This is a genomic window from Streptomyces capparidis (genome assembly GCF_054782095.1).
The window spans coordinates 56,684-76,448 of record NZ_BAAGTD010000041.1 but is presented as its reverse complement, the minus strand read 5'-3'; the positions used below and the strand labels follow the sequence as shown (position 1 = coordinate 76,448).

The following is a 19,765-nucleotide window of genomic DNA, read 5'->3' as shown; positions in this document are numbered from 1 at the left end:
CGGAAAACAGGCGTCTGACCTGCGGTGTAGCGATGAAGCGGCTGTAGCGGACTTCCCAGAGGGGGGCCGGGGAGCCGAGTTCCCCACACACCAGCTAGCGAGGGCGCACGGCCAGGGAGGTTCGATCGTCGAAGCCGTGTTCCGCAAGGCGGGCAGGCCGCTGGGCGAGCCAACCGGAGACCTCATAAGGGTTTGGTGTCGTACGTACGTGCTCGAAGCCATGGCGCAGGTAGTAGCGATGCAGACGGACGTTCGTCGTCCACGCGTCGAGGCGTAGCCACTTTGCGCCTTGCCGTGCAGCTCGATCCCCGGCCCAATCAAGGATCCGGCCGCCCAGATCATGACCGGCGTACCGCCGGTCAACAGTGAGTTTGTGCACGTAGAGGGCAGGCTCTGCGCGTTCCTCCGGCGTCCATAGGTCCCAAAGTTCAGGGTCGATGTTGTGGTCAAGCGTCACGGTCGCTGCCGCGTCGGCTTCCTCGCTCTCCCTGATCAGGAAAACTTCCCCAGCTCGTACGCTCGCCGCTATGTGCTCTGCGGGGAATGGGGTGGACCACTGATCAACACCGAGCGAGGCGAGCCACGCGGCCGCGTCGGTCCGGAACCGCAGAAGTCGAGGCAGATCAGCAGCCTCGGCAAGCGTGATGATCACTCCGTGTCTCCCTGCTGCGCGTTGCGTTCGTACACGATGACGTGACGATCGCCCGGCAAGACACAGGAGGTCACCTGTACCGGACGGCCCTGGTGGTCATGTCCGGTGCTGATCAACTCGGCTACTGGGGTGCCAACAGACAGCTTGAGCCGTTCTGCTTCGGCAGGTCTTGGCATCCGGATGTAGATCTCGTCTAGGGCCTGAACCAGCCTGTGCCCGAGTTCTGCGAGCACCTGGTTCGTCCCGCGCTCGACACTCCCCGGGGTCATCCACTCCGATCCCTCCACGAGCTTCAGCGACACGTACGAGTCATCGGTGGCGAAAGGCTCGTCACCATCGACATAGCTGGTCCGCCGCCGCACGGCGACGCGTTCCCCGGGGTCAAGCTGTAGACGTCGGCGCACCCACTCATCAGGGATGCATGTGACGACTTCGATGGTCTGCCCCCCATCCCTCCCCTCCGACTCGAGCAGGTTCGTGAAGATGTCAACGGTCGGAGGCTTCCTGCGGAACTCGCTCTGCGGCCGGTAGACCAGGGGATGCCAGGTCCGGACGAAGACCCCGGCGCCCTGCCGTCCCTCCACGATCCCATCGGCCTTGAGCAGGGCAATCACCCGGGCAATGGCCTGCGCACTGATGCTGTAGTGCTCAGACAGCACGCGCGTGCTCGGCAGCTTGCTACCGGCAGGAAACTCGCCTGCGTCAATACGACTCCGCAGGTCAGCGGCGATCTCGTGGATCCGCGGAGTGGTGGCGGGGCGACTGGGATTCGGCATGTGGACAAGCTTAGCCGTACTTCTCATGAGAAGCAGTTGACGGCCCTTCCCTCCCCCTTCTACTGTCAAGCCATCACTTCTCATGAGAGGTGAACGCAGAATCCCACTGCGGCTACGCAGGGGTATCCCCATGCCTGAAACGGGCGTGGAAGCAGAGGAGCGGCGCCCAACCGCCAAGTAAGCCGCCGCTCCCCAACCCACGAAGGGCTTCATTCATCATGCACGCTGCATCCCTGGTTCCGCCTGCCCTGACGGCCTCGACGCGTACCGGTATCGGCATCTTCGGTGAGCCGGACGCGGGTGAGACCGACCCCAGGGTGGCCGTCCCGGTCACGCTGCACCTGTCGTTCTACGAGCTGCTGGGCGTGCTCACCTTCGGCATGGTGCTCGGCGACGATGAGCTGAGCGACGGCGGCGCCCTGCGCGACGCGCTGCGCTGCGGTCTGCTCACCACGAACCTGTTCGAGATCGACTCCTACGCCCACAAGGCCCGCGCCGCCTACGACGGCAGGCACATCGACAAGGACCTGTGCGCGTTCGTGGCCCGTCTCGCCCCGGCCGTCACCCGCGTGTTCGGGGTGGCCGCGTGAGCCACACCGCCGCTCAGGTGCGGGCGCTGTTCGCCGGGGTGGTCTCCACCCCGGCGGCGGCCCCGCCGCCCACCCGCCGCACCGCCAGCCTGCCTGGTGTGCCCGTGAACAATCTGGAGCTCTCCCGCGAGGAAGCCGCCGCGGCGCTGTTCGAGGTGTACACCGACGAATACGGCCTGCCGGGCATCTCCACCGACACCCTGCACGACGTACTGGGCGCGGCCGTGTTCGAGCTGGGCCCGGTCGGCCTGCTGGAAGCCACCGAGACCTTCTCCGGACTGGACGGGACGGAGTTCCCCGAGGTCGCCGACTGCCGATGGTTCGCCTACCGGCTGTCCCTGGCCCGCTGGCACACCCGCGCCCGCACCCGCCCCATGACCCTGGGCGAAGCCACCGCCGCCCTGTACCTGTCCGACCACGCCCGCACCGCCACCACCCCCCGCGCCGGAGGCGACCCGCGCGCGATCGGCCGCATGGTCCGCCAGGGCGCCGCCCGCGTCCCCACCCCCGCGCTGCTGCGGCTGGGCCGCGCGGTGACCGCCGACCTGGCCCGCATGCCCGACCCCACCCACGGCGGGGCGTGGCTGTCCCGCACCCTGCTGTCCGACCACGGCCGTACCCGCCGCTGCTTCGAGCTGCTTCGCGGAAACCCGCGCATCCCCCTGCCGACCATCGTCCGCCCCGACCGCGGCGGCCACCTGGTCGGCGCGGTCCCCCCGCCCGGCCCCGGCAACCACTGGGCCCGACCGCTGCGCGAGGAGTGGTGACCACCATGCGCACCCTCCTGCGCGCCGTACTCCGCGCCCTGCACACCCGCACCCGTACTCGCGCCGCCACCATCCAGGCGACGCCGGGCCCGCACCGGCCGGCGCGGCGGCGCAACCGCACCGGAGCCCAGCGCAAGCAGGCACGCAAACGCCTGCTGGCCCGGCGAGACGGGATGACCTGCACCTACTGCCGCACCCCGTTCCCCGACCTGACCCACGCCACCGTGGACCACGTCGTACCCCGCTGCCTGTACCCGACCGGCGAGTCCCGGCACCTCGTACTCGCCTGCCTCCCCTGCAACCACCGCAAGGCCGACCGCCTGCCCCTGTCCATGGCGCTCATCCTGTGCGCCACCATCCCCGGGCACACCCCGTACTCCGCCCACCCGCACGCGGCGCGTACGGCGTACCCCGACCGGTCGCCGTACCCCACCGACCCGAGTACACCCACCCCGGTGCCCAACTGGCCGATGCTCGCCCGCCTGGCCGCCGCCGTCACCGCCCGGTCCGCCGGGCACCCGGCCGACCACGGCCACGCCGTGAACACCTCTGCTCATCCGCCACGGTCGGCCCCCGACCTGCACGGGGCGCCCCGTCCGGCATCCGACCCCAAGGGCGGCAAGACGGCCCCCGTGAACACTCGGTGGACACCCGTGAACACCAGCGGGCCAGACGTGAGCACCCACCCGGCCGCCGTGAACATCGACGCCGTCCGCGTGAACGCCGCGCGTACGGCCGTGAACACCCCCGTACACGTCGGCCGCACACCCGCACCGCACGCCGACCGTACGGCCCGTACGCCCAGCTCGCACACCCCGCACACGGCCGCCCGTACGGCCCCCGCCCCCGCGCCGGAGGTGGCCGCATGAGCCACGAGCCCAACCGCCGCCCGCGCGACACAGGAGGCAGCAGCGTGAGCACCCCGACCACGGCCACCACCGCCGCCCTGCCCGCCCAGTACCTCACCCCCGAGGACCTGGTCACCCTCCTGCGCCTGCCGAGTGTGGAAACCGTCTATGCCTGGCGCCGCAAGCGCACCGGACCCCCGGCCGTCCGCATCGGCAAGCACCTGCGCTACCACCCCGACGCCGTCCGCGCCTGGCTCGACAGCCACACCGAACACGCCGCCTGAACCCCAGGGAGCCGGCCAGGGAGGCAGGGAGAACTCCCTACCCCCCTCCCTGGCCATGCCTCCCTGCCTTGATCAGCGCAAACACCCAACCAGGGAGCCCAGGGAGGCACCCCCCGGCCAAGGCCCCAGATGCCGTCTGGGCGCCTCTCCGGGGCCCTGCCCTGCCTCCCTCCCTGCCCACCCCACAGGAGCACACCCGCCCATGGCAGGCCACATCCAAGACCGCTGGTACAAGACCCAGACCGGCCCTGACGGCAAACCCCACCGCGTCAAGACCGACCGCCACGGAACCGGCATGCGCTACCGCGCTCGGTACATCGGCCCCGACGGCAGCGAGAAGTCCAAGAGCTTCCCCGACCGAGAGAAGCGGCTCGCGGAGAAGTGGTTGTCCCAGGTGGAAGCCGACATGTCGCGCGGCACGTACATCGACCCGAAAGCCGCTCGCACCACCTTCCGGCAGTTCGCGGACCGTTGGCTGAAGACCCTCACCACGGACCCCACCACCCAGGTTGCCGTGGAGACTCGGCTACGGCTGCACGTCTTCCCGCGCATCGGTTCCCGGCCGCTCGACTCGTTCCGACCGTCTCACGTTCAGGAACTGGTGAGGGCCCTGGAAGAGGCCCCCATGTCCGGATCTTATGCACGGACGATCTATGCCAACGTGCGGGCGGTCCTGTCGGCCGCCGTGGATGACGGGCTGATCAACCGGAACCCCTGTGCAGCGAAGTCGGTCCGCCCCCCGAGCATCAACGCCGATCGGGTGGTCCCCTGGCTCCCGGAGCAGGTTCTCGCCGTCCGGGCCGCTCTGCCCGACCGGTACCGGGCCATGGTGGACGCCGGCGCCGGGTGTGGCCTGCGGCAGGGGGAGATCATCGGTCTGGCCGAGGATGACGCCGTGGACTTCGAGGCGGGCACCATCCATGTGGTGCGGCAGGTGAAGCTGATCCGGGGGAAGGCCGTCTTCGCACCTCCGAAGTGCAACAAGGAGCGTGACGTGCCCCTGCCTTCCTCCGTGGCGGCGTCTCTCCGTGCCCACATGGACGGGGTCAAGCCCGTAGCTGTCACCCTGCCGTGGAAGAAGCCGGACGGACCGCTGGTCACCAAGCGCCTCCTGTTCACGAACGGGGCGGGCGGGATCGTGTGGCGCAGCAACTTCAACGCCCAGCACTGGAAGCCCGCTCTAGCCGCTGCTGGGCTCATCCCAACGCCTCCCCCGGGGGAGCCGTATAGCGCCGCGCGAGAGCACGGCATGCATGCCCTCAGGCACTTCTACGCGTCTGTCTTGCTGGACGCAGGGGAGAACATCCGGGCCGTGAGTGAGTACCTGGGCCATGCCGACCCCGCCTTGACGTTGCGGGTGTACGCCCACCTCATGCCTTCAAGTCGAGAGCGCACAAGCCAGAGCATCGATCACGCATTGAACTCTCGCAGCTAGCAGGACGGAAGGGGCGGCTACCTCGTCGAGGTAGCCGCCCCTTCCCTCCTGCCGCACTTGCTCCGACTCGCGGCAGGAGCAAGCCCTAAAGGGTCAGACGATGAGCACACGTTCCGTCTCACCATCCGGGTTACGAAGAAGCACGTCATTGCCTCCACGGATGCGTTCCTCAATGAAGGCATAGACCTGCACCGCCCGATTGATCACGTCCGTCTTGGTAAGTCCCGTGGCTGCCGTTAGTTGATTGATGGCCTCCACCGCCGGCGGCACAAGGGTGACCGAGTATCGCTCATTCACGGGCGGGCGAGCACTCTGGGCAGATCCCGACATAGCAACCCTTCTTGATCGACACCTCATCCATAGCCAACTGATCTTAAGCATGCGTGCGGTCATGCACTCAGTGGCACGCCCCTCCGTCATCAATCATGCCTCCTGGAACACCTCCAGCGCTAGTGCAAGGTGCATTTTTACACCCACAGCGCACCTAGATCGCGCCTGGCGTGCTACGGTGAGGTGAAGCCGTTCCCCCGAGTACCCCTGTAGGGGCGCTCGGGGGAACGGACCACCCACAAGAAAGGACGGAGAAGCCATGACGACAAGACGAGGCCGCCAGGGGCTGACAGGAGCCCTCTAGCCACCACGCCGTAGCACCGCTTGGTGGCTGAACCAGGCGTGAGCCTGGCAGTTCGAGCAATACGCATGATCCGTAGAGAGGAGGCCTGACATGAGATGGCGATGGCGGCACTTTGCTCCCATCTAGGAAGTACCTAGAGGGGGCAGCGTATGGAGGTAAACATGCGCGAACCCCGCCGGAGGAACGGCGACAACGCGGCGTCGACCGGAAGTGAGGAACCGACCGGAGCCGCTTATGTCAAGATCACGACGATGCGAGATGGACCTTCTCTGATGGTTTCGGTGCCCGAGAGGGAAACCAGTCAGCTGCTAAAGGTGACCGAACTCATCTGTGGCATCGGCGGAATCGTGATCGGTCCCTTCGCGATGGCCAAGGCGCTAGAAATGGCCGATCCGGGCATGCCGTGGCAGGCTCAGGTCAGCCTTTTCACCCTCGCAGCGCTGTTGCCGATGGCCTGCTACTGGCTTACGGTTCGTCGGCGTCGTCGCCGCCGTCGGGGCTAGCCTCTCCGCCACCCTGGGAGCCCTCCACACCACTGTGGAGGGCTCCCACACGTTATGAAGTGGTGATCACGGGACTCTAGACGGCCCACAGGCGGCCCAGAACTGTCAACGTGGTGCTGCTCGACATCGAATACGCTGGTCAGCACGCTAAGCCCACCCGTGGGAGCGGAGTTCTCCAGGTGCAGGCATGGTTCCTCAAGTGTCGCAGACGCGCGACGGGGCCCTGCCTCCCGTCGCGTCGGGTGCGGCGTGACGCGGTGGGGGCGCCCGGCCGGGCGCCCCCACCGCGTCCGCGGGCCGGTGGGCCCGACCGCGGGGAGCCGTCTCAGAGGAAGACGGCGAACAGCAGCCACGCCACCGGAGCGGTGGGCAGCAGCGAGTCGAGCCGGTCCATGATGCCGCCGTGGCCGGGGAGCAGGGTGCCCATGTCCTTGATCCCCAGATCCCGCTTGATCATGGACTCCCCGAGGTCGCCGAGGGTGGCGCTGATCGCGACGGCGAGGCCCATGAGCAGGCCCTGCCACCAGGTGCCGTCAACGGCGAACTGGAGGCACAGCGCGCCCGCCGCCATGGACAGCCCGATCGCGCCCAGCAGGCCCTCCCGGGTCTTGCCGGGGCTGATCCGCGGGGCCAGCTTGTGCTTGCCGAAGCGGTAGCCGACGGCGTAGGCGCCGGTGTCGCTGCACACGGTCAGCAGCAGGAACGTCACCACCCGCGCGGCGCCGTCGGACTCGGCGAGCATCAGCGCGACGAACGTGGCCAGGAACGGCACGTAGAACGTGGCGAAGACGCCCGCGGTGACGTCCCGCAGATAGTCCTCCGGCGGGTCGGTCATCCGCCACACCAGCAGGGCGAGCGCGGTCAGGCCCATGGCCACCCAGGCGCCCTCGGCGCCGCGCACGTACCCGGCGACGATCATGGCGGTGCCGCCCACCGCGAGGGGCACCAGCGGAACGTTGATCTGCTTGCGCTCGGCGAGGCGGGTGGTCAGCTCCCACAGGCCCACGACGACGGCGATCACCACGACGCCGACGAACAGGACCTTGAAGACGAACAGCGAGGCGATGATCACCGCGCCGAGGCCCACGCCGACGCCTATCGCGGCCGGGAGGTTGCGCCCGGCCTTGCGGGGCCGCGGGGCGGCGGGCGCGGGGTCGCCCTGCCCGGGTGCGGCCGGCCCCGGGTCGCCGGCCGCCGGGTCCTCGGGGCTTCCGGGGGCGCGGCGGCGGTCCCCCGCGGCGGCCCCCTGCCCCTCGGGCGCCGGTGCCCGGCCCTGCCCGTGCTCGCCGGCGGGCCGTTCCCGGCCGGGGCCGGGGCCGCCGGGGCCGCCGCGGCCGGGCGGCGGGTGGTGCGCGGCGACCGGCGGCAGCACGGCGGTGCTCTCGGCCGCGGCCGGGACGGCGCCCTCCGCCTCGTGCGGCCCCCCGGCGGGGGCGCCCCATGCCTGGTGGCGCGGGCCGTGGGAGGGCGGCCACGCCTGGCGGGCATCCGGGCGGGGGCCGCCGCGGCCGTCGACCACGGGCGGCATCGCTCGTGTCTCCTCCTGGTCCGCCGGGACGGACCGGTACCTCGGCGCCCCCCGTTCGGGCAGGCCGTCTGGGGTGTGCCCGGGGACCGCCGACGGCGGTGACGGCCGCCGGTCTCCCGGCGGAGTCCCCCAGGAAGACTCGTTCATCAGACCTCGAGGAGTTCGGTTTCCTTGTGCTTGAGCAGCTCGTCCACCTGGGCCACGTACTTGTGCGTGGTGTCCTCGAGCTCCTTCTCGGCGCGGCGCACCTCGTCCTCGCCGGCGTCGCCGTCCTTGACGAGCTTGTCCAGGGCCTCCTTGGCCTTGCGCCGGATGCTCCGGATGGAGATCTTGGCGTCCTCGCCCTTGCTCTTGGCCACCTTGATGTACTCCCGGCGGCGCTCCTCGGTGAGCTGCGGGAAGACCACCCGGATGATGCTGCCGTCGTTGGTGGGGTTGACGCCCAGGTCCGAGTCGCGGATGGCCTGCTCGATGGCGCGCAGCGAGGTCTTGTCGAACGGGGTCACCACTGCCATGCGCGGCTCGGGGACCGAGAAGGAGGCCAACTGGTTGATCGGCGTCTGGGTGCCGTAGTACTCGGCCGTGATCTTGTTGAACATCGCCGGGTGGGCCCGGCCGGTCCGGATGGCGGCGAGGTCCTCCTTGGCGACCACGACGGCCTTCTCCATCTTCTCCTCGGCTTCGAGGAGTGTCTCTTCGATCACTTCAGCTCCCTGTCCCTTGCCCCTGCCCGCGGGTTTACCTGCACGGTGTCCCAGCAGCAGCGCGTTGTCCATCCCCGTTTGCGGGGTTGTTCAGTCAGTCCCGGCTGCCGTGGTGGCTGACGAGCGTGCCGATCTTCTCACCCCGGACCGCGCGGGCGATGTTGCCCTCGGCCAGCAGCTCGAAGACGAGGATCGGCAGTTTGTTGTCCATGCACAGGCTGATCGCGGTGGCGTCGGCGACCTTCAGGCCGCGCGCCAGCACCTCCGCGTACTCCAGGGCGTCGAACCGCACGGCGTCCGGGTTGTGCTTGGGGTCCGAGTCGTACACGCCGTCCACGCCGCTCTTGGCCATCAGCAGCGCCTCGGCGTTGATCTCCAGGGCGCGCTGCGCGGCGGTGGTGTCGGTGGAGAAGTAGGGCATGCCCATGCCGGCGCCGAAGATGACGACGCGGCCCTTCTCCAGGTGGCGGATGGCCCGCAGCGGGATGTACGGCTCGGCGACCTGGCCCATGGTGATGGCGGTCTGCACCCGGGTCTCGATGCCCTCCTTCTCCAGGAAGTCCTGGAGGGCGAGGCAGTTCATCACCGTGCCGAGCATGCCCATGTAGTCGGAGCGGGCCCGGTCCATGCCGCGGACCTGGAGTTCGGCGCCGCGGAAGAAGTTGCCGCCGCCGATGACGATGGCGATCTCGGTTCCGTCGCGCACCACGGCCGCGATCTGGCGGGCGATGGCGTGGACGACGTCGGGATCGACGCCGAGGCCGCCTCCCCCGGAGAACGCCTCACCGGAGAGCTTGAGCAGGAAGCGGCGCCTGCCGGCTTCCGTGTGGTCGGCCTTTGCGGCGTCGGGTTGCATGGACTTCTCCTCGTACACGTGCGAAGGAGGCCACTGCCGCGGGTTCCGGTGCGGTTCCCTGCACGGCAATGGCCTCCTCGCGTCACTACTGGTGTCGACCGGCAAGGGCCGACAGCTCCGACCCTAGCGGGTGGGCGCCGCTCAGACGCCGACGCGGAAGCGGGCGAAGCGCTTCAGCGTCACGCCGGCCTCGTCGAGGACCTTCTGGACGGTCTTCTTGTTGTCCTTGGCGAACGGCTGCTCCAGCAGCACGTTCTCCTTGAAGAAGCCGTTGACGCGGCCCTCGACGATCTTCGGCAGCGCGGCCTCGGGCTTGCCCTCCTCGCGGGCGGTGGCCTCGGCGACGCGGCGCTCGCTCTCGACGGTGTCGGCCGGGACGTCCTCGCGGGAGAGGTACTTCGGCGCGAACGCGGCGATGTGCTGCGCGACGTCCTTGGCGACCTCGGCGTTCTCCTGGCCCAGCTCGACCAGCACGCCGACCTGCGGCGGCAGGTCCGGGCTGGTGCGGTGCAGGTAGGAGGCGACGAAGCCGTCGTCGAAGCGCACGAAGCGGCGCAGCACGATCTTCTCGCCGAGGGTGGCGTTGGCCTCGTCCACGAACGCCTGCACGGACTTGCCGGCCTCGATCTCGGAGGTGAGCAGCGCGCCGAGGTCCTCGGGGCGCGTGCTCTGCACGTGCCCGGCGATGGCGTTGGCGACCTCGATGAACCGCTCGCCCTTGGCCACGAAGTCCGTCTCGCAGTTGAGCTCGAGCAGAACGCCGGAGGCGCTGTCCTCGAGCAGGGCGACGACGGCGCCGTTGGAGGCGCTGCGGCCCTCGCGCTTGGCGACGCCCTTCTGGCCCTTGACGCGCAGGATCTCGACGGCCTTCTCGATGTCGCCCTCGGCCTCGCTGAGCGCCTTCTTGCAGTCCATCATTCCGGCGCCGGTGAGCTCGCGGAGCTTCTTGACGTCCGCGGCGGTGATGTTCGCCATGGTCCTAAGTGTCTCTTCTCGGGAAATGTCGGTGGATCTACCGGGGAACGGCGGGGGCCCGGTGGGACCCCCGCCGTCGAATGCCGTTGCCCGATCGCCCGGGCGAACCCGCCGGCGGTCAGGCCTGCTGCTGCTCGCTCTCGGCGGCGGGCTGCTCGGCCTTGACCTCGTCGGTGCCGGCCTCGGCCTGCGGAGCCTCGGCCTGCGCGGCGTCGGCCTGCGGGGCCTCCGCCTGCGGGGCGTCGGCACCGGCCGCCTTGTCGGCCTTCTCGCCCTCCAGGAGCTCGCGCTCCCAGTCGGCCAGCGGCTGGTCGGCGCCCGGCTCCACCTTGGCGTCACCGGTCGCGGCGCCGGCGCGGGCCATCAGGCCCTCGGCGACGGCGTCGGCGATCACGCGGGTGAGCAGCGTGACGGAGCGGATCGCGTCGTCGTTGCCCGGGATCTTGTAGTCGACCTCGTCGGGGTCGCAGTTGGTGTCCAGGATCGCCACCACCGGGATGCGCAGCTTGCGCGCCTCACCGACGGCGATGTGCTCCTTCTTGGTGTCCACGATCCACACGGCGCTCGGAACGCGCTGCATGTCGCGGATACCGCCGAGGGTGCGCTCCAGCTTGTCCTTCTCGCGCTGGAGGACCAGGAGCTCCTTCTTGGTCATGCCGGAGCCGGCCACGTCCTCGAAGTCGATCTCCTCGAGCTCCTTCAGGCGCTGGAGCCGCTTGTGCACGGTGGAGAAGTTGGTGAGCATGCCGCCCAGCCAGCGCTGGTTGACGTAGGGCATGCCGACGCGGGTCGCCTGCTCGGCGATGGCCTCCTGGGCCTGCTTCTTCGTGCCGACGAAGAGGACCGAGCCGCCGTGGGCCACGGTCTCCTTGACGAACTCGTAGGCGCGGTCGATGTACGACAGCGACTGGAGCAGGTCGATGATGTAGATGCCGTTGCGCTCGGTGAAGATGAAGCGCTTCATCTTCGGGTTCCACCGACGCGTCTGGTGTCCGAAGTGGACGCCGCTCTCCAGCAGCTCCCGCATCGTGACGACGGCCATGGCCGTTCTCCTCATGGTGTTGCGCCCCGGTGGTGCGTGGGGCTTGTTCCCGGTTTGCCCACGGCAGCCGGGTGGCCGCCGTGCCTGACGCCCCGGCCGCGCCGTGCCTCGGGGCCGTGGAGTCCGCCGAGAACCAGGAGCGCTGCCGCCACCGGGCCTTGCGGGAGCCGCGCCGCTGACGGCGGCGACGGCGGTGGGGCCGATGGCGGTGGGGCGTGCGAAGTCGACCCGGGGCCCGGGTCGCCAAGGGAAGTGTACGGGAACGGGTGAGCGGCGGGCGACTGCCCGCTTTCCGCGACGGTGGGCGGATTGGGGCGGTCGGGGCGGGTGCGGGGCGGTCGCCGGGGCGCGTCGGGGCCGGTGGGAGGCGGGTCTCGGCGGGCGGCGGGCGGGTGTCCCACCCATGGGGGTGGCGGCGCTCCCGGGGGTTGACCCGGGGTGCGCGGCGCGGGTTTTCCACAGGGGCGTCTCAAGATCAGCGCGGTGCGGGGCCGGTGCGCCATCGTGGAGGCGCTGGGGAGGCGGTCGCGCGGACGGGGGCGAGGGGATGGGGACGGCGGGACGGGGTGCGGGCCGGGGCCGCAGGGCGGCGGTGGCCTGGGGGTGCGCCGGGGTGATCTGCCTGGCGGGGCCGGTGGGGAGCGGGGAGGGGGCGGTGGTGGCGGTGGGAGCGGCGCGCGGTGCTGGTGCAGCGGGTGCGGAAGGCGCGGGGGGCGCGGGGGGCGTGGCGGGTGCGGAGGGCGCGGCCTCCGGGCGGACCGCAGGTGCGGAGCGGGCGTGGCCGGTGGGCGGGGCGGGGCGGCCGGTGGTGCTGCGGGGGTGGGAGCCGCCGCCCACGCCGTGGGCGCGGGGGCACCGGGGGGTGGACCTCGGCGCCCGGGCGGGGGACCCGGTGCGGGCCGCGGCACCGGGGACGGTGGCGTTCGCGGGTCGGGTCGCGGGGCGCGGCGTGGTGACGGTGGAGCTCGCCCGGTCCGGTCGGCCGCCGCTGCGCACCACCTACGAGCCGGTGCGGGCCGCGGTGCGGGCGGGGGACCGGGTGCGGGCCGGGGACCGGCTCGGCGCGGTGGAGGAGCGGGCGGCCTCGCACTGCGCGGCGCGGTGCGTGCACTGGGGTCTGCTGCGCGGCGAGCGGTACCTGGATCCGCTGTCGCTGCTGCCGGCGCGACTGCGGCACGCGGGCCGCAGCCGCCTGCTGCCGGTGTCCGGGGTGCCGCGGCCCGGCGGGGCCGGCGGCGAGGAGTGACCCTCGGCGGCCGATCTCAGTGGCGCGCCGGGGAGCCGTGCACACCGTGCAGGGCCATGGCCACCGCGGCCTCGGTGATCGCGCCGGGGTCCTCGGCCGCGCCGAGCTCCATGCGGCGCACCGCGGCGTCCACCAGGCCCTGGAGCAGTCCGGCGGCCAGCCGGGGCTGGGGGTGGCCGAGGGCCTGGAGCGCGTCCACGACGAGGGAGACCAGCCGGCCGTGGGCGGCGCGGATCCGCTCGCGCGCGCCCTGGTCGAGCTCGCCCGCGGATATGGCGACGATCGCCCGGTGCCGCCCGTCGGCGACCAGGGCGAGCTGGGTGCGCACATACGCCTCGACCTTGGCCTCGGGGGTGGGCTCGGGCAGCATGGCCGCCTCCACCTCCGCGGCCCAGACGGGGAAGTCGACCGCGCACAGCTCCTCGACCACGGCCGCCCGGGACCGGAAGTACTCGTAGACCGACGACCGGGCCAGGCCGGTGCGCTCGGCGAGGGCGGGGAAGGTCAGCGCCTGGCTGCCGCCTTCGGACAGCAGGGCCCGCGCGGCGTCCAGCAGGGCGTTGCGCTGCATGGTCCGGTGCTCGGCCACCGAGGCCGCTCGAATCTTCGGCACGCTCCCACTGTACGGATCGCGGCGGCCGGGGCCCCAGTCCCCCGCTGGTGTCCCCGGCCGTCCGGCGGCCCTCAGCGGCCCGCGTCGGCGAGCTTCCCCCGCAGTTGGAGCACCGCCTTGGTGTGGATCTGGCTGACCCTGCTCTCGGTCACGCCCAGCACCTGGCCGATCTCGGCGAGCGTGAGCCCTTCGTAGTAGTAGAGGGTGACCACGGTCTTCTCCCGCTCGGGCAGGGTGTTGATCGCCCGGGCGAGCAGGCGGCGCAGCTCCCGGCTCTCGGCGACCTCGACGGGGTTGTCCGCCGCGGTGTCCTCGAGGGTGTCCACGAGGCTGAGCGTGTCGCCGGTCTCGGTGCCCACGTGCAGCAGTTCCTCGAGGGCGACCACGTTGGCCAGGGAGAGCTGGCTGAACACGCCGTGCAGCTCGTCGAGGGTGATGCCCATCTCCCCGGCGACCTCGGCCTCGGTGGGGGTGCGGCGCAGCCTGGCCTCCAGGGTGGCGTAGGCGCGTTCCACCGCCCTGGCCTTCTGCCGGACCGAGCGCGGGATCCAGTCCAGGGCGCGCAGTTCGTCGATCATGGCGCCGCGGATCCTGCTGATGGCGTAGGTCTCGAACTTGATGGCGCGTTCGGGCTCGAACTTCTCGATGGCGTCGATGAGTCCGAAGACTCCCGAGGAGACGAAGTCGGCCTGCTCGACGTTGGCGGGCAGGCCCACGCTGACCCGCCCCGCCACGTACTTGACCAGGGGTGAGTAGTGCAGGATCAATTGCTCGCGCAGCCGCGCGTCGCCGCTGGACTTGTAGGCGCTCCACAGCTCGGCGAGCGCCGCGGTCTCACCGATGGTGGTCGCGGCGGACGTGTGGTCAGGCCCCGGGGTGTGCTTGGGCATACGTCGCCTTGCGCCGTTCTACGGATACAACGGATACATGGGTACGGATCTGGGTCCTGGCGAGCGTAGCGTGACCGAGCGGGCCCGGAGTGCCGCCAGCGCGCGGAAGGAGGACGCGGACCGCGGTGGCGCGGTGCGCGCGGGCCGGTCGCGCGGGGTCGTCGCCTCGAGGCCTGACCCGGTGCCTGAGCTGGTGCCGGCGGCCCCGCAGGGCCCGAACGTGCGGCTCGGGGCGCACCGGGGGCACGCCGCGGTCGGTCTCGGGCGGTGTCGTCGGGTGCGCGGTCACCCCACCAACCTCGTCACCTGACCGGCTTGGGTCAAGAACCGTCTTGTCACCTGATGGTGTGTTGACCCGCCTACGGGGGATTGCCTGCACAACCGTTCGCCTTTCGGGGTCCGAGTTTCCATTGCGCGCCGTCCCGCTCCACGAATCCCAGCGGCAGCAGCTCATGGAGACTGCCCAGAGCGTCGTCCTGGCTCACGCCCGCGCTCCTGGCAACCGTCTCGACGGGGGCGCCACCGCGTGCGGGCAGCGCGTCCAGCACGCGGGCGGCGCGCGGGTCGAGCAGGTCGCGCGCCAGCAGCGGTCCGCGCCGGGGCGGGGCGAGGTCGCCGATGCTGCCGCACAGCTCCACCACCTCGGCGGCCCTGGTCACCAGCACCGCCTCGCCCCTGATCAGCTCGTGCGCGCCGCCGGACAGCGCGCTGGTCACGGGGCCCGGCACCGCCATCACGAACCGCCCCAGGTCGGCCGCGCGGCGCGCCGTGATCAGGGCGCCGCTGCGGTACCCGGCCTCCACGACGACCGTGCCGGGGGCCAGGGCGGCGATGACCCGGTTGCGCAGGACGAACCTGGACCGGGTGGGGTGGGCGCCGGGCGGCAGCTCCCCGACGAGCAGGCCCTGCTCGGCGATCCTGCGCAGCAACTGGGTGTGGCCCTTCGGATAGGGCACGTCCACTCCGCTGGCGACGACGGCCACGGTGGCCGCCCCGACGGCGAGGGCGCCCCGGTGCGCCGCCCCGTCCACCCCGTAGGCGGCGCCGGACACCACCGTCCACCCCAGCTCCCCCAGGTCGGCGGCGAGCAGGCCGGCGACGTGGGTGCCGTAGGCGGTGCAGGCCCGGGCGCCGACCACCGCCACCGACCGCAGGGCCAGCAGCCGCAGCGACGGCGCGCCGCGCACCCACAGGCCCACCGGCCGCCGGTCCCCCAGGTCGTCCAGTTGCCGCGGCCACTCGGCGTCGCCCGGGCAGACGAACCGGCCGCCCAGGGCTCGCACGGCCGCCAGGTCGCGCTCCGGGTCGAGCCCCTTCAGGCGGATCCGGTACCCCTCCGCCCTGCGCTCGGGCGTGTCCGGCAGCGGGCCGCCGCCGCGCAGCTCGCGCAGCACCCGCACCGGGCCGAGCCGCTCCAGCAGCCGCCCCATCGCCGCGTCGCCCGGCTCGGCGATCCTGGTGAGGGCGGCGCGGGCGGCCCGCTCCTCGCCGGACACGGCCGCCGGGCCGCTCACCGCGGACCCTCCGGGGCGAGCACCCCGCGCCTGACCTCGGTGCGCAGCTCCAGCGCGGTGCGCATGTCCTCGGCGTCGGGGCGGTCGTGGCCCGACAGGTCGGCCACGGTCCAGGCGACGCGCAGCACCCGGTCCAGGCCGCGGGCGGTGAGCAGACCACGCTCCATCTCCCGCTCCGCCTCGTGCATCGCGCCGGGCGCCGCCGCCCAGCGGGTACGCAGCTCGTGCCCCGGCACCTCGCTGTTGGCCCGCCACGGGGTGTCCTCGTAGCGGTCGGCGGCCCGCTCCCTGGCCTGGTGGACCCGGGCGGCGATCTCCCGGGTGGACTCGGCGTCCTCCGCCTGCCCGAGCAGTTCGGCCCGGCCCACGGCCTCGACCTCCACCCGCAGGTCCACCCGGTCCAGCAGCGGCCCGGACAGCCGCGCCTGGTACCTCCTGATCATCGCCGGGGTGCACTGGCAGCCCTCCCGCAGCGGCGAGTACCGGCCGCAGGGGCAGGGGTTGGCCGCCAGCACCAGCAGGAAGCGGGCGGGCAGGCACAGGGACCCCGCCGACCTGGCCACCACGACGTGCCCGGACTCCAGCGGCTGCCGCAGGGCGTCCAGGACACGGCCGGAGAACTCGGGCGCCTCGTCCAGGAAGAGCACCCCGCGGTGGGCGAGGGAGACCGCCCCGGGCCGCGGCAGTCCGCTGCCGCCGCCCACGATCGCGGGCATGGTCGCGGAGTGGTGCGGGGCGCAGAAGGGCGGGGTGTCCATCAGGGGCTTGCCCGGGGGCAGCAGCCCGGCGACGGAGTGCACGGCCGTGACCTCCAGCGCCTCCTTGGGGCCGAGCGGCGGCAGCAGCCCGGGCAGCCGCTCGGCGAGCATGGTCTTGCCCGCGCCCGGTGGGCCCTTGAGCATCAGGTGGTGGCCCCCGGCGGCGGCGACCTCCAGGGCCTTCCTGGCCGCGTGCTGGCCCGCCACGTCGGCCATGTCCGGCCGGGGGGCGCCGGGCTGCGCGCCGAAGGTGCCGGAGCCGGGGACGGCCAGCCCCGCCAGCATCGGGTCGGGGCGGCCGGGGCCGGCTCCCGCGGGCTCCTCGTCGGGCACCGGCTCGTCGTTGAGCACGGCGACGAGCTGGCGCAGGGTGCGCACCCCGAGCACGGACACCCCGGGCACCAGGGCGGCCTCGGCGGCGGTCTGCTCGGGCACCACGACGTGCCGGTAGCCGGCGTCCGCCGCGGCGAGCACGGCGGGCAGCACGCCGCGCACCGGGCGCACCCGACCGTCGAGGCCCAGCTCACCGATCATCAGCACCTCAGCGATGGCCTCGGGGGAGATCCGCTCGGCGGCGGCCAGCACCGCGCAGGCCACGGCCAGGTCGAAGCCGCTGCCGCTCTTGGGCACCGAGGCGGGGCTGAGGCCGACGGTGAGCTTGCGCTGCGGCCACTCCTCGCCGCTGTTGACGACGGCGGCGCGGACCCGGTCCCGGGCCTCCGACAGGCTCTTGTCGGGCAGCCCGACCAGGGTGAACGCGGCGAGCCCCGGCTCCAGGTCGGCCTGGACCTCCACGACGACGCCGTCCACGCCGACCAGGGCCACCGCGCAGGTGCGGGCGAACGCCATCACGCCACCCCCCGCACATGCTCGACCAGGGCGGCGCCGCGCGGGCGGCGCACCACCCCCACCACGTCGATGCGGATCCCGCCGGGCGGCGGGCCGCCGCTGCCGGCGCAGTGCTCGGCGACCCAGCGCTCGGCCAGGTGCCGCAGCCGCCGCGCCTTGTCGGGGCCGACGGCGGCCAGCGGGTGCTGGAAGCCGCCGCCGCTGCGGGTCTTGACCTCGCAGACGACCACGGCGTCGCCGTCGCGCGCCACGATGTCGAGCTCGCCCTCACGGCACCGCCAGTTGCGGGCGAGCACGGTCATGCCCGCGGCGGCCAGCCTGCGGGCGGCGACGGTCTCGCCGTACCGGGCGAGCGCGGCCCGGGCGGGGCCGCCTCGCGCGGGTGCCGTGCGGGCGCGCCGCCGGGGCGCGGGTCCGCCGCGCACGGGTGCGCGCACGGGTTCGGTCCTGGTGTTCATCGGGCACCACCTCCGTCACTCACTGTGACGGCTGTGGAGCGCGCCCGCTGATCACGGACGGAATCTGTGGATCACTCGCCGGTTGTGGACGAACCCGTCACCCGCGGGAGGGACCCGGCCCCCGCCCCGCCCTCACATCGACGAGTCGGACGGCAGGTCCAGATCGTGCTTGGTCAGCTCCTCGATGTTGACGTCCTTGAACGTCAGCACCCGCACCTTGCGGACGAACCGGGCCGGGCGGTACATGTCCCACACCCATGCGTCGGCCATCGAGACCTCGAAGAACACCTCACCGTGCACCGAGTGCACCTGCATCTCGTAGTCGTTGGTGAGGTAGAAGCGCCGCTCGGTCTCGATCACGTACTTGAACAGTCCGACGACGTCGCGGTACTCCCGGTAGAGCTTCAGCTCCATCTCGGTTTCGTACTTCTCGAGGTCCTCCGCGCTCATGGCATGTCCCCTTCTGGCTTACGTCCCCCCATTGTGAACCAGTCACTCGTGCTGCGACTCCAGCACCAGCGGAACGGCGGGCGGCCCTCCCTCCAGCAGCGCACCGAGCAGCTCCCCCAGGCCCGGCGGGTACACCGTCTCCCGGGTGGCCAGCAGCTCCTGCCCGGTCCACCAGCGCAGCCCGGTCACCGAGGCGCGCTCCAGCGCGGTGTGGCCGGACGTCACGTACCGGGTCGTGGTGGTGCGGGCCAGGTGGTAGTACTCGTCGTTGTCCCACCGCCGTCCGGCGAAGGTGAAGGTGCTGCGCCGCCGCCAGACCACGGGACCGAGCTCGACATCGGTGATCCCGGTCTCCTCGGCCAGCTCGCGGCGGGCCGCGGCCGCCAGGCTCTCCCCCTCCCGCACGCCGCCGCCGGGCGTGAACCACCAGGTGACCGCGGGGTCGTCGGGCTCGCGGCCGTGCAGCAGCAGCACCCGGTCCGCGGGGGCGAGCAGGACCACCCGCGACGCGACGCGACGCGGCGGGCCGGCCGGGGCTGCCCGGTCAGGCACGCGCGCTCCCGCGCCGCGCCATCCGGTCCGCGACCGGACCCGCGGCCGCGCCGAGGAGGATGAGCACCGAGCCTCCCAGGCACGCCGCCACCAGCCACCACAGCGGCCCGGGGTCGGACACCGGCCCGAGGGCGGCGAACGTCCGGTCGTGCCCGATGGCGCCGATCCGGCCGAACGGCCACGCCGTGCCGTCGACCCGCCCGGTGACCGCGGAGCGGGGCACGGTGCCCTGCTGGTCGGCCAGGTGGCTGCGGGAGTCCTGGGAGTTGGTGCGGTTGTCGCCGAGCAGGAACAGCCGGCCCTCGGGCACCTTCGCCTCGAACTCGGTGGGCGAGGCGGGCCCGTCGCCGTCGAGGTACGGCTCGTCCACGGCCGTGCCGTTGACGCTGAGCCGCCCGCGCTCGTCGCAGCACGCCACGGTGTCGCCGCCGACCGCGACCACCCGCTTGATCAGGGTGACGTTGCCCCACAGCGGGTCGTTGAAGACCACCACGTCGCCCCGGCGCACATCGCCGCCGTCGATCCGCTGGGCGAGCACCCGGTCGCCGACGGCGATGGTCGGGGTCATGGAGTCGGTGGGCACGGCGTACGGGCGGTAGGTGAAGGCGCCCAGCAGGAAGCCGCCGAACAGCAGCACCAGGCCGACGCCGACCGCGGCGTTGGACGCCCAGGCGACCGCCCGGGACCGGGCGGGCCGGGCCGCCGTGGGGGCGGCGCCGCCCGCTTCGCCGTCCACCGCAGTGCTGCCGCTCATGGGCCGCCCTCCGCCCCGTGTCCGTCAGGTTCCGACAGCCGCACCCTACCCGCCGGTACCGGAAGCAGTCAGCAGACCGCGGACAGC

23 protein-coding genes are annotated in these 19,765 nt (G+C 72.3%); 7 read left to right on the top strand and 16 right to left on the bottom strand.

All coding sequences use genetic code 11. The annotated features are described in order from the left end of the window. Positions 1-94: 94 nt before the first annotated feature. A complete protein-coding gene (locus ACYVO2_RS27595) occupies positions 95-652 on the bottom strand; it encodes a GNAT family N-acetyltransferase (protein WP_461010721.1) in 558 nt (185 codons plus the stop codon). Further along, positions 649-1,428, bottom strand: a complete 780-nt coding sequence (locus ACYVO2_RS27590) for a GntR family transcriptional regulator (protein WP_461010720.1) — start codon at positions 1,426-1,428, stop codon at positions 649-651. Before ACYVO2_RS27590 ends, ACYVO2_RS27595 begins: the two co-directional genes overlap by 4 nt. 218 nt (positions 1,429-1,646) lie before the next feature. Between ACYVO2_RS27590 and ACYVO2_RS27585 the strand changes: the two genes are divergently transcribed. The 5 genes from ACYVO2_RS27585 (at position 1,647) to ACYVO2_RS27565 (ending at position 5,352) form a co-directional block, all read left to right on the top strand. Next, positions 1,647-2,018 carry a hypothetical protein gene (locus ACYVO2_RS27585; RefSeq protein WP_461010719.1) on the top strand — a complete coding sequence of 124 codons (372 nt, stop codon included), beginning with the start codon at positions 1,647-1,649 and terminating at the stop codon, positions 2,016-2,018. Next, positions 2,015-2,785, top strand: coding sequence for a hypothetical protein (locus ACYVO2_RS27580; RefSeq protein WP_461010718.1), 771 nt, complete (start codon positions 2,015-2,017; stop codon positions 2,783-2,785). The genes ACYVO2_RS27585 and ACYVO2_RS27580 overlap by 4 nt, the downstream gene beginning before the upstream one ends. Positions 2,786-2,790: 5 nt before the next feature. Further along, positions 2,791-3,654, top strand: coding sequence for an HNH endonuclease (locus ACYVO2_RS27575; protein ID WP_461010717.1), 864 nt, complete (start codon positions 2,791-2,793; stop codon positions 3,652-3,654). Next, complete coding sequence (locus tag ACYVO2_RS27570) at positions 3,651-3,917, top strand: helix-turn-helix domain-containing protein (RefSeq protein ID WP_461010716.1); 267 nt, start codon at positions 3,651-3,653, stop codon at positions 3,915-3,917. Before ACYVO2_RS27575 ends, ACYVO2_RS27570 begins: the two co-directional genes overlap by 4 nt. 202 nt (positions 3,918-4,119) lie before the next feature. Beyond that, positions 4,120-5,352, top strand: a complete 1,233-nt coding sequence (locus ACYVO2_RS27565; RefSeq protein ID WP_461010715.1) for a tyrosine-type recombinase/integrase — start codon at positions 4,120-4,122, stop codon at positions 5,350-5,352. A gap of 93 nt (positions 5,353-5,445) precedes the next feature. Here the strand turns inward: ACYVO2_RS27565 and ACYVO2_RS27560 are convergent, their stop codons facing one another. After that, positions 5,446-5,649, bottom strand: coding sequence for a hypothetical protein (locus ACYVO2_RS27560; RefSeq protein ID WP_461010714.1), 204 nt, complete (start codon positions 5,647-5,649; stop codon positions 5,446-5,448). Positions 5,650-6,147: 498 nt separating this feature from the next. Here ACYVO2_RS27560 and ACYVO2_RS27555 point away from each other — a divergent pair, with 498 nt between their 5' ends. After that, on the top strand, positions 6,148-6,489 hold the full coding sequence (locus tag ACYVO2_RS27555; RefSeq protein WP_461010713.1) for a hypothetical protein: 342 nt from the start codon (positions 6,148-6,150) through the stop codon (positions 6,487-6,489). Positions 6,490-6,814: 325 nt separating this feature from the next. Here ACYVO2_RS27555 and ACYVO2_RS27550 read toward each other — a convergent pair whose 3' ends face one another. The 5 genes from ACYVO2_RS27550 to rpsB form a co-directional block, all read right to left on the bottom strand. Beyond that, the gene (locus ACYVO2_RS27550; RefSeq protein ID WP_461010712.1) at positions 6,815-8,017 is read right to left on the bottom strand and encodes a phosphatidate cytidylyltransferase; all 1,203 of its coding nucleotides are present in this window, start codon (positions 8,015-8,017) and stop codon (positions 6,815-6,817) included. A 146-nt stretch (positions 8,018-8,163) separates the two neighbouring features. Then, positions 8,164-8,721, bottom strand: a complete 558-nt coding sequence (frr, locus tag ACYVO2_RS27545) for a ribosome recycling factor (protein WP_461010711.1) — start codon at positions 8,719-8,721, stop codon at positions 8,164-8,166. 94 nt (positions 8,722-8,815) lie between these two features. Beyond that, the gene (gene pyrH / locus ACYVO2_RS27540) at positions 8,816-9,577 is read right to left on the bottom strand and encodes a UMP kinase (protein ID WP_461010710.1); all 762 of its coding nucleotides are present in this window, start codon (positions 9,575-9,577) and stop codon (positions 8,816-8,818) included. 141 nt (positions 9,578-9,718) lie between these two features. Then, positions 9,719-10,552 (bottom strand): translation elongation factor Ts, encoded by an 834-nt coding sequence (gene tsf / locus ACYVO2_RS27535; RefSeq protein ID WP_461010709.1) that lies wholly within the window; start codon positions 10,550-10,552, stop codon positions 9,719-9,721. Positions 10,553-10,670: 118 nt separating this feature from the next. Continuing rightward, positions 10,671-11,594 (bottom strand): 30S ribosomal protein S2, encoded by a 924-nt coding sequence (gene rpsB / locus ACYVO2_RS27530; protein WP_461010708.1) that lies wholly within the window; start codon positions 11,592-11,594, stop codon positions 10,671-10,673. A 724-nt stretch (positions 11,595-12,318) separates the two neighbouring features. Between rpsB and ACYVO2_RS27525 the strand changes: the two genes are divergently transcribed. Next, entirely contained in the window at positions 12,319-12,840 is a 522-nt protein-coding gene (locus tag ACYVO2_RS27525; RefSeq protein WP_461010707.1) for a M23 family metallopeptidase, read from the top strand. Between the two features lie 16 nt (positions 12,841-12,856). On the opposite strand, the gene ACYVO2_RS27520 is transcribed toward ACYVO2_RS27525, so the two are convergent. The 8 genes from ACYVO2_RS27520 to lepB form a co-directional block, all read right to left on the bottom strand. Continuing rightward, positions 12,857-13,429: a TetR/AcrR family transcriptional regulator gene (locus tag ACYVO2_RS27520; protein ID WP_461010728.1), complete on the bottom strand. Its 573-nt coding sequence runs from the start codon at positions 13,427-13,429 to the stop codon at positions 12,857-12,859. 95 nt (positions 13,430-13,524) lie between these two features. Next, positions 13,525-14,343 (bottom strand): RNA polymerase sigma factor WhiG, encoded by an 819-nt coding sequence (gene whiG / locus ACYVO2_RS27515; protein WP_461010706.1) that lies wholly within the window; start codon positions 14,341-14,343, stop codon positions 13,525-13,527. A 359-nt stretch (positions 14,344-14,702) separates the two neighbouring features. After that, positions 14,703-15,971, bottom strand: coding sequence for a DNA-processing protein DprA (gene dprA / locus ACYVO2_RS27510; RefSeq protein WP_461010727.1), 1,269 nt, complete (start codon positions 15,969-15,971; stop codon positions 14,703-14,705). Beyond that, positions 15,854-17,464 carry a YifB family Mg chelatase-like AAA ATPase gene (locus ACYVO2_RS27505; protein WP_461010705.1) on the bottom strand — a complete coding sequence of 537 codons (1,611 nt, stop codon included), beginning with the start codon at positions 17,462-17,464 and terminating at the stop codon, positions 15,854-15,856. Before ACYVO2_RS27505 ends, dprA begins: the two co-directional genes overlap by 118 nt. Then, a complete protein-coding gene (locus tag ACYVO2_RS27500) occupies positions 17,464-17,922 on the bottom strand; it encodes a YraN family protein (protein ID WP_461010704.1) in 459 nt (152 codons plus the stop codon). Before ACYVO2_RS27500 ends, ACYVO2_RS27505 begins: the two co-directional genes overlap by 1 nt. Before the next feature lie 132 nt (positions 17,923-18,054). After that, positions 18,055-18,372 carry a DUF2469 domain-containing protein gene (locus ACYVO2_RS27495; protein WP_461010703.1) on the bottom strand — a complete coding sequence of 106 codons (318 nt, stop codon included), beginning with the start codon at positions 18,370-18,372 and terminating at the stop codon, positions 18,055-18,057. A 42-nt stretch (positions 18,373-18,414) separates the two neighbouring features. Next, positions 18,415-18,924, bottom strand: coding sequence for an NUDIX hydrolase (locus ACYVO2_RS27490; RefSeq protein ID WP_461010702.1), 510 nt, complete (start codon positions 18,922-18,924; stop codon positions 18,415-18,417). Further along, the gene (gene lepB, locus ACYVO2_RS27485; protein ID WP_461010701.1) at positions 18,917-19,678 is read right to left on the bottom strand and encodes a signal peptidase I; all 762 of its coding nucleotides are present in this window, start codon (positions 19,676-19,678) and stop codon (positions 18,917-18,919) included. Before lepB ends, ACYVO2_RS27490 begins: the two co-directional genes overlap by 8 nt. Positions 19,679-19,765 lie beyond the last annotated feature (87 nt).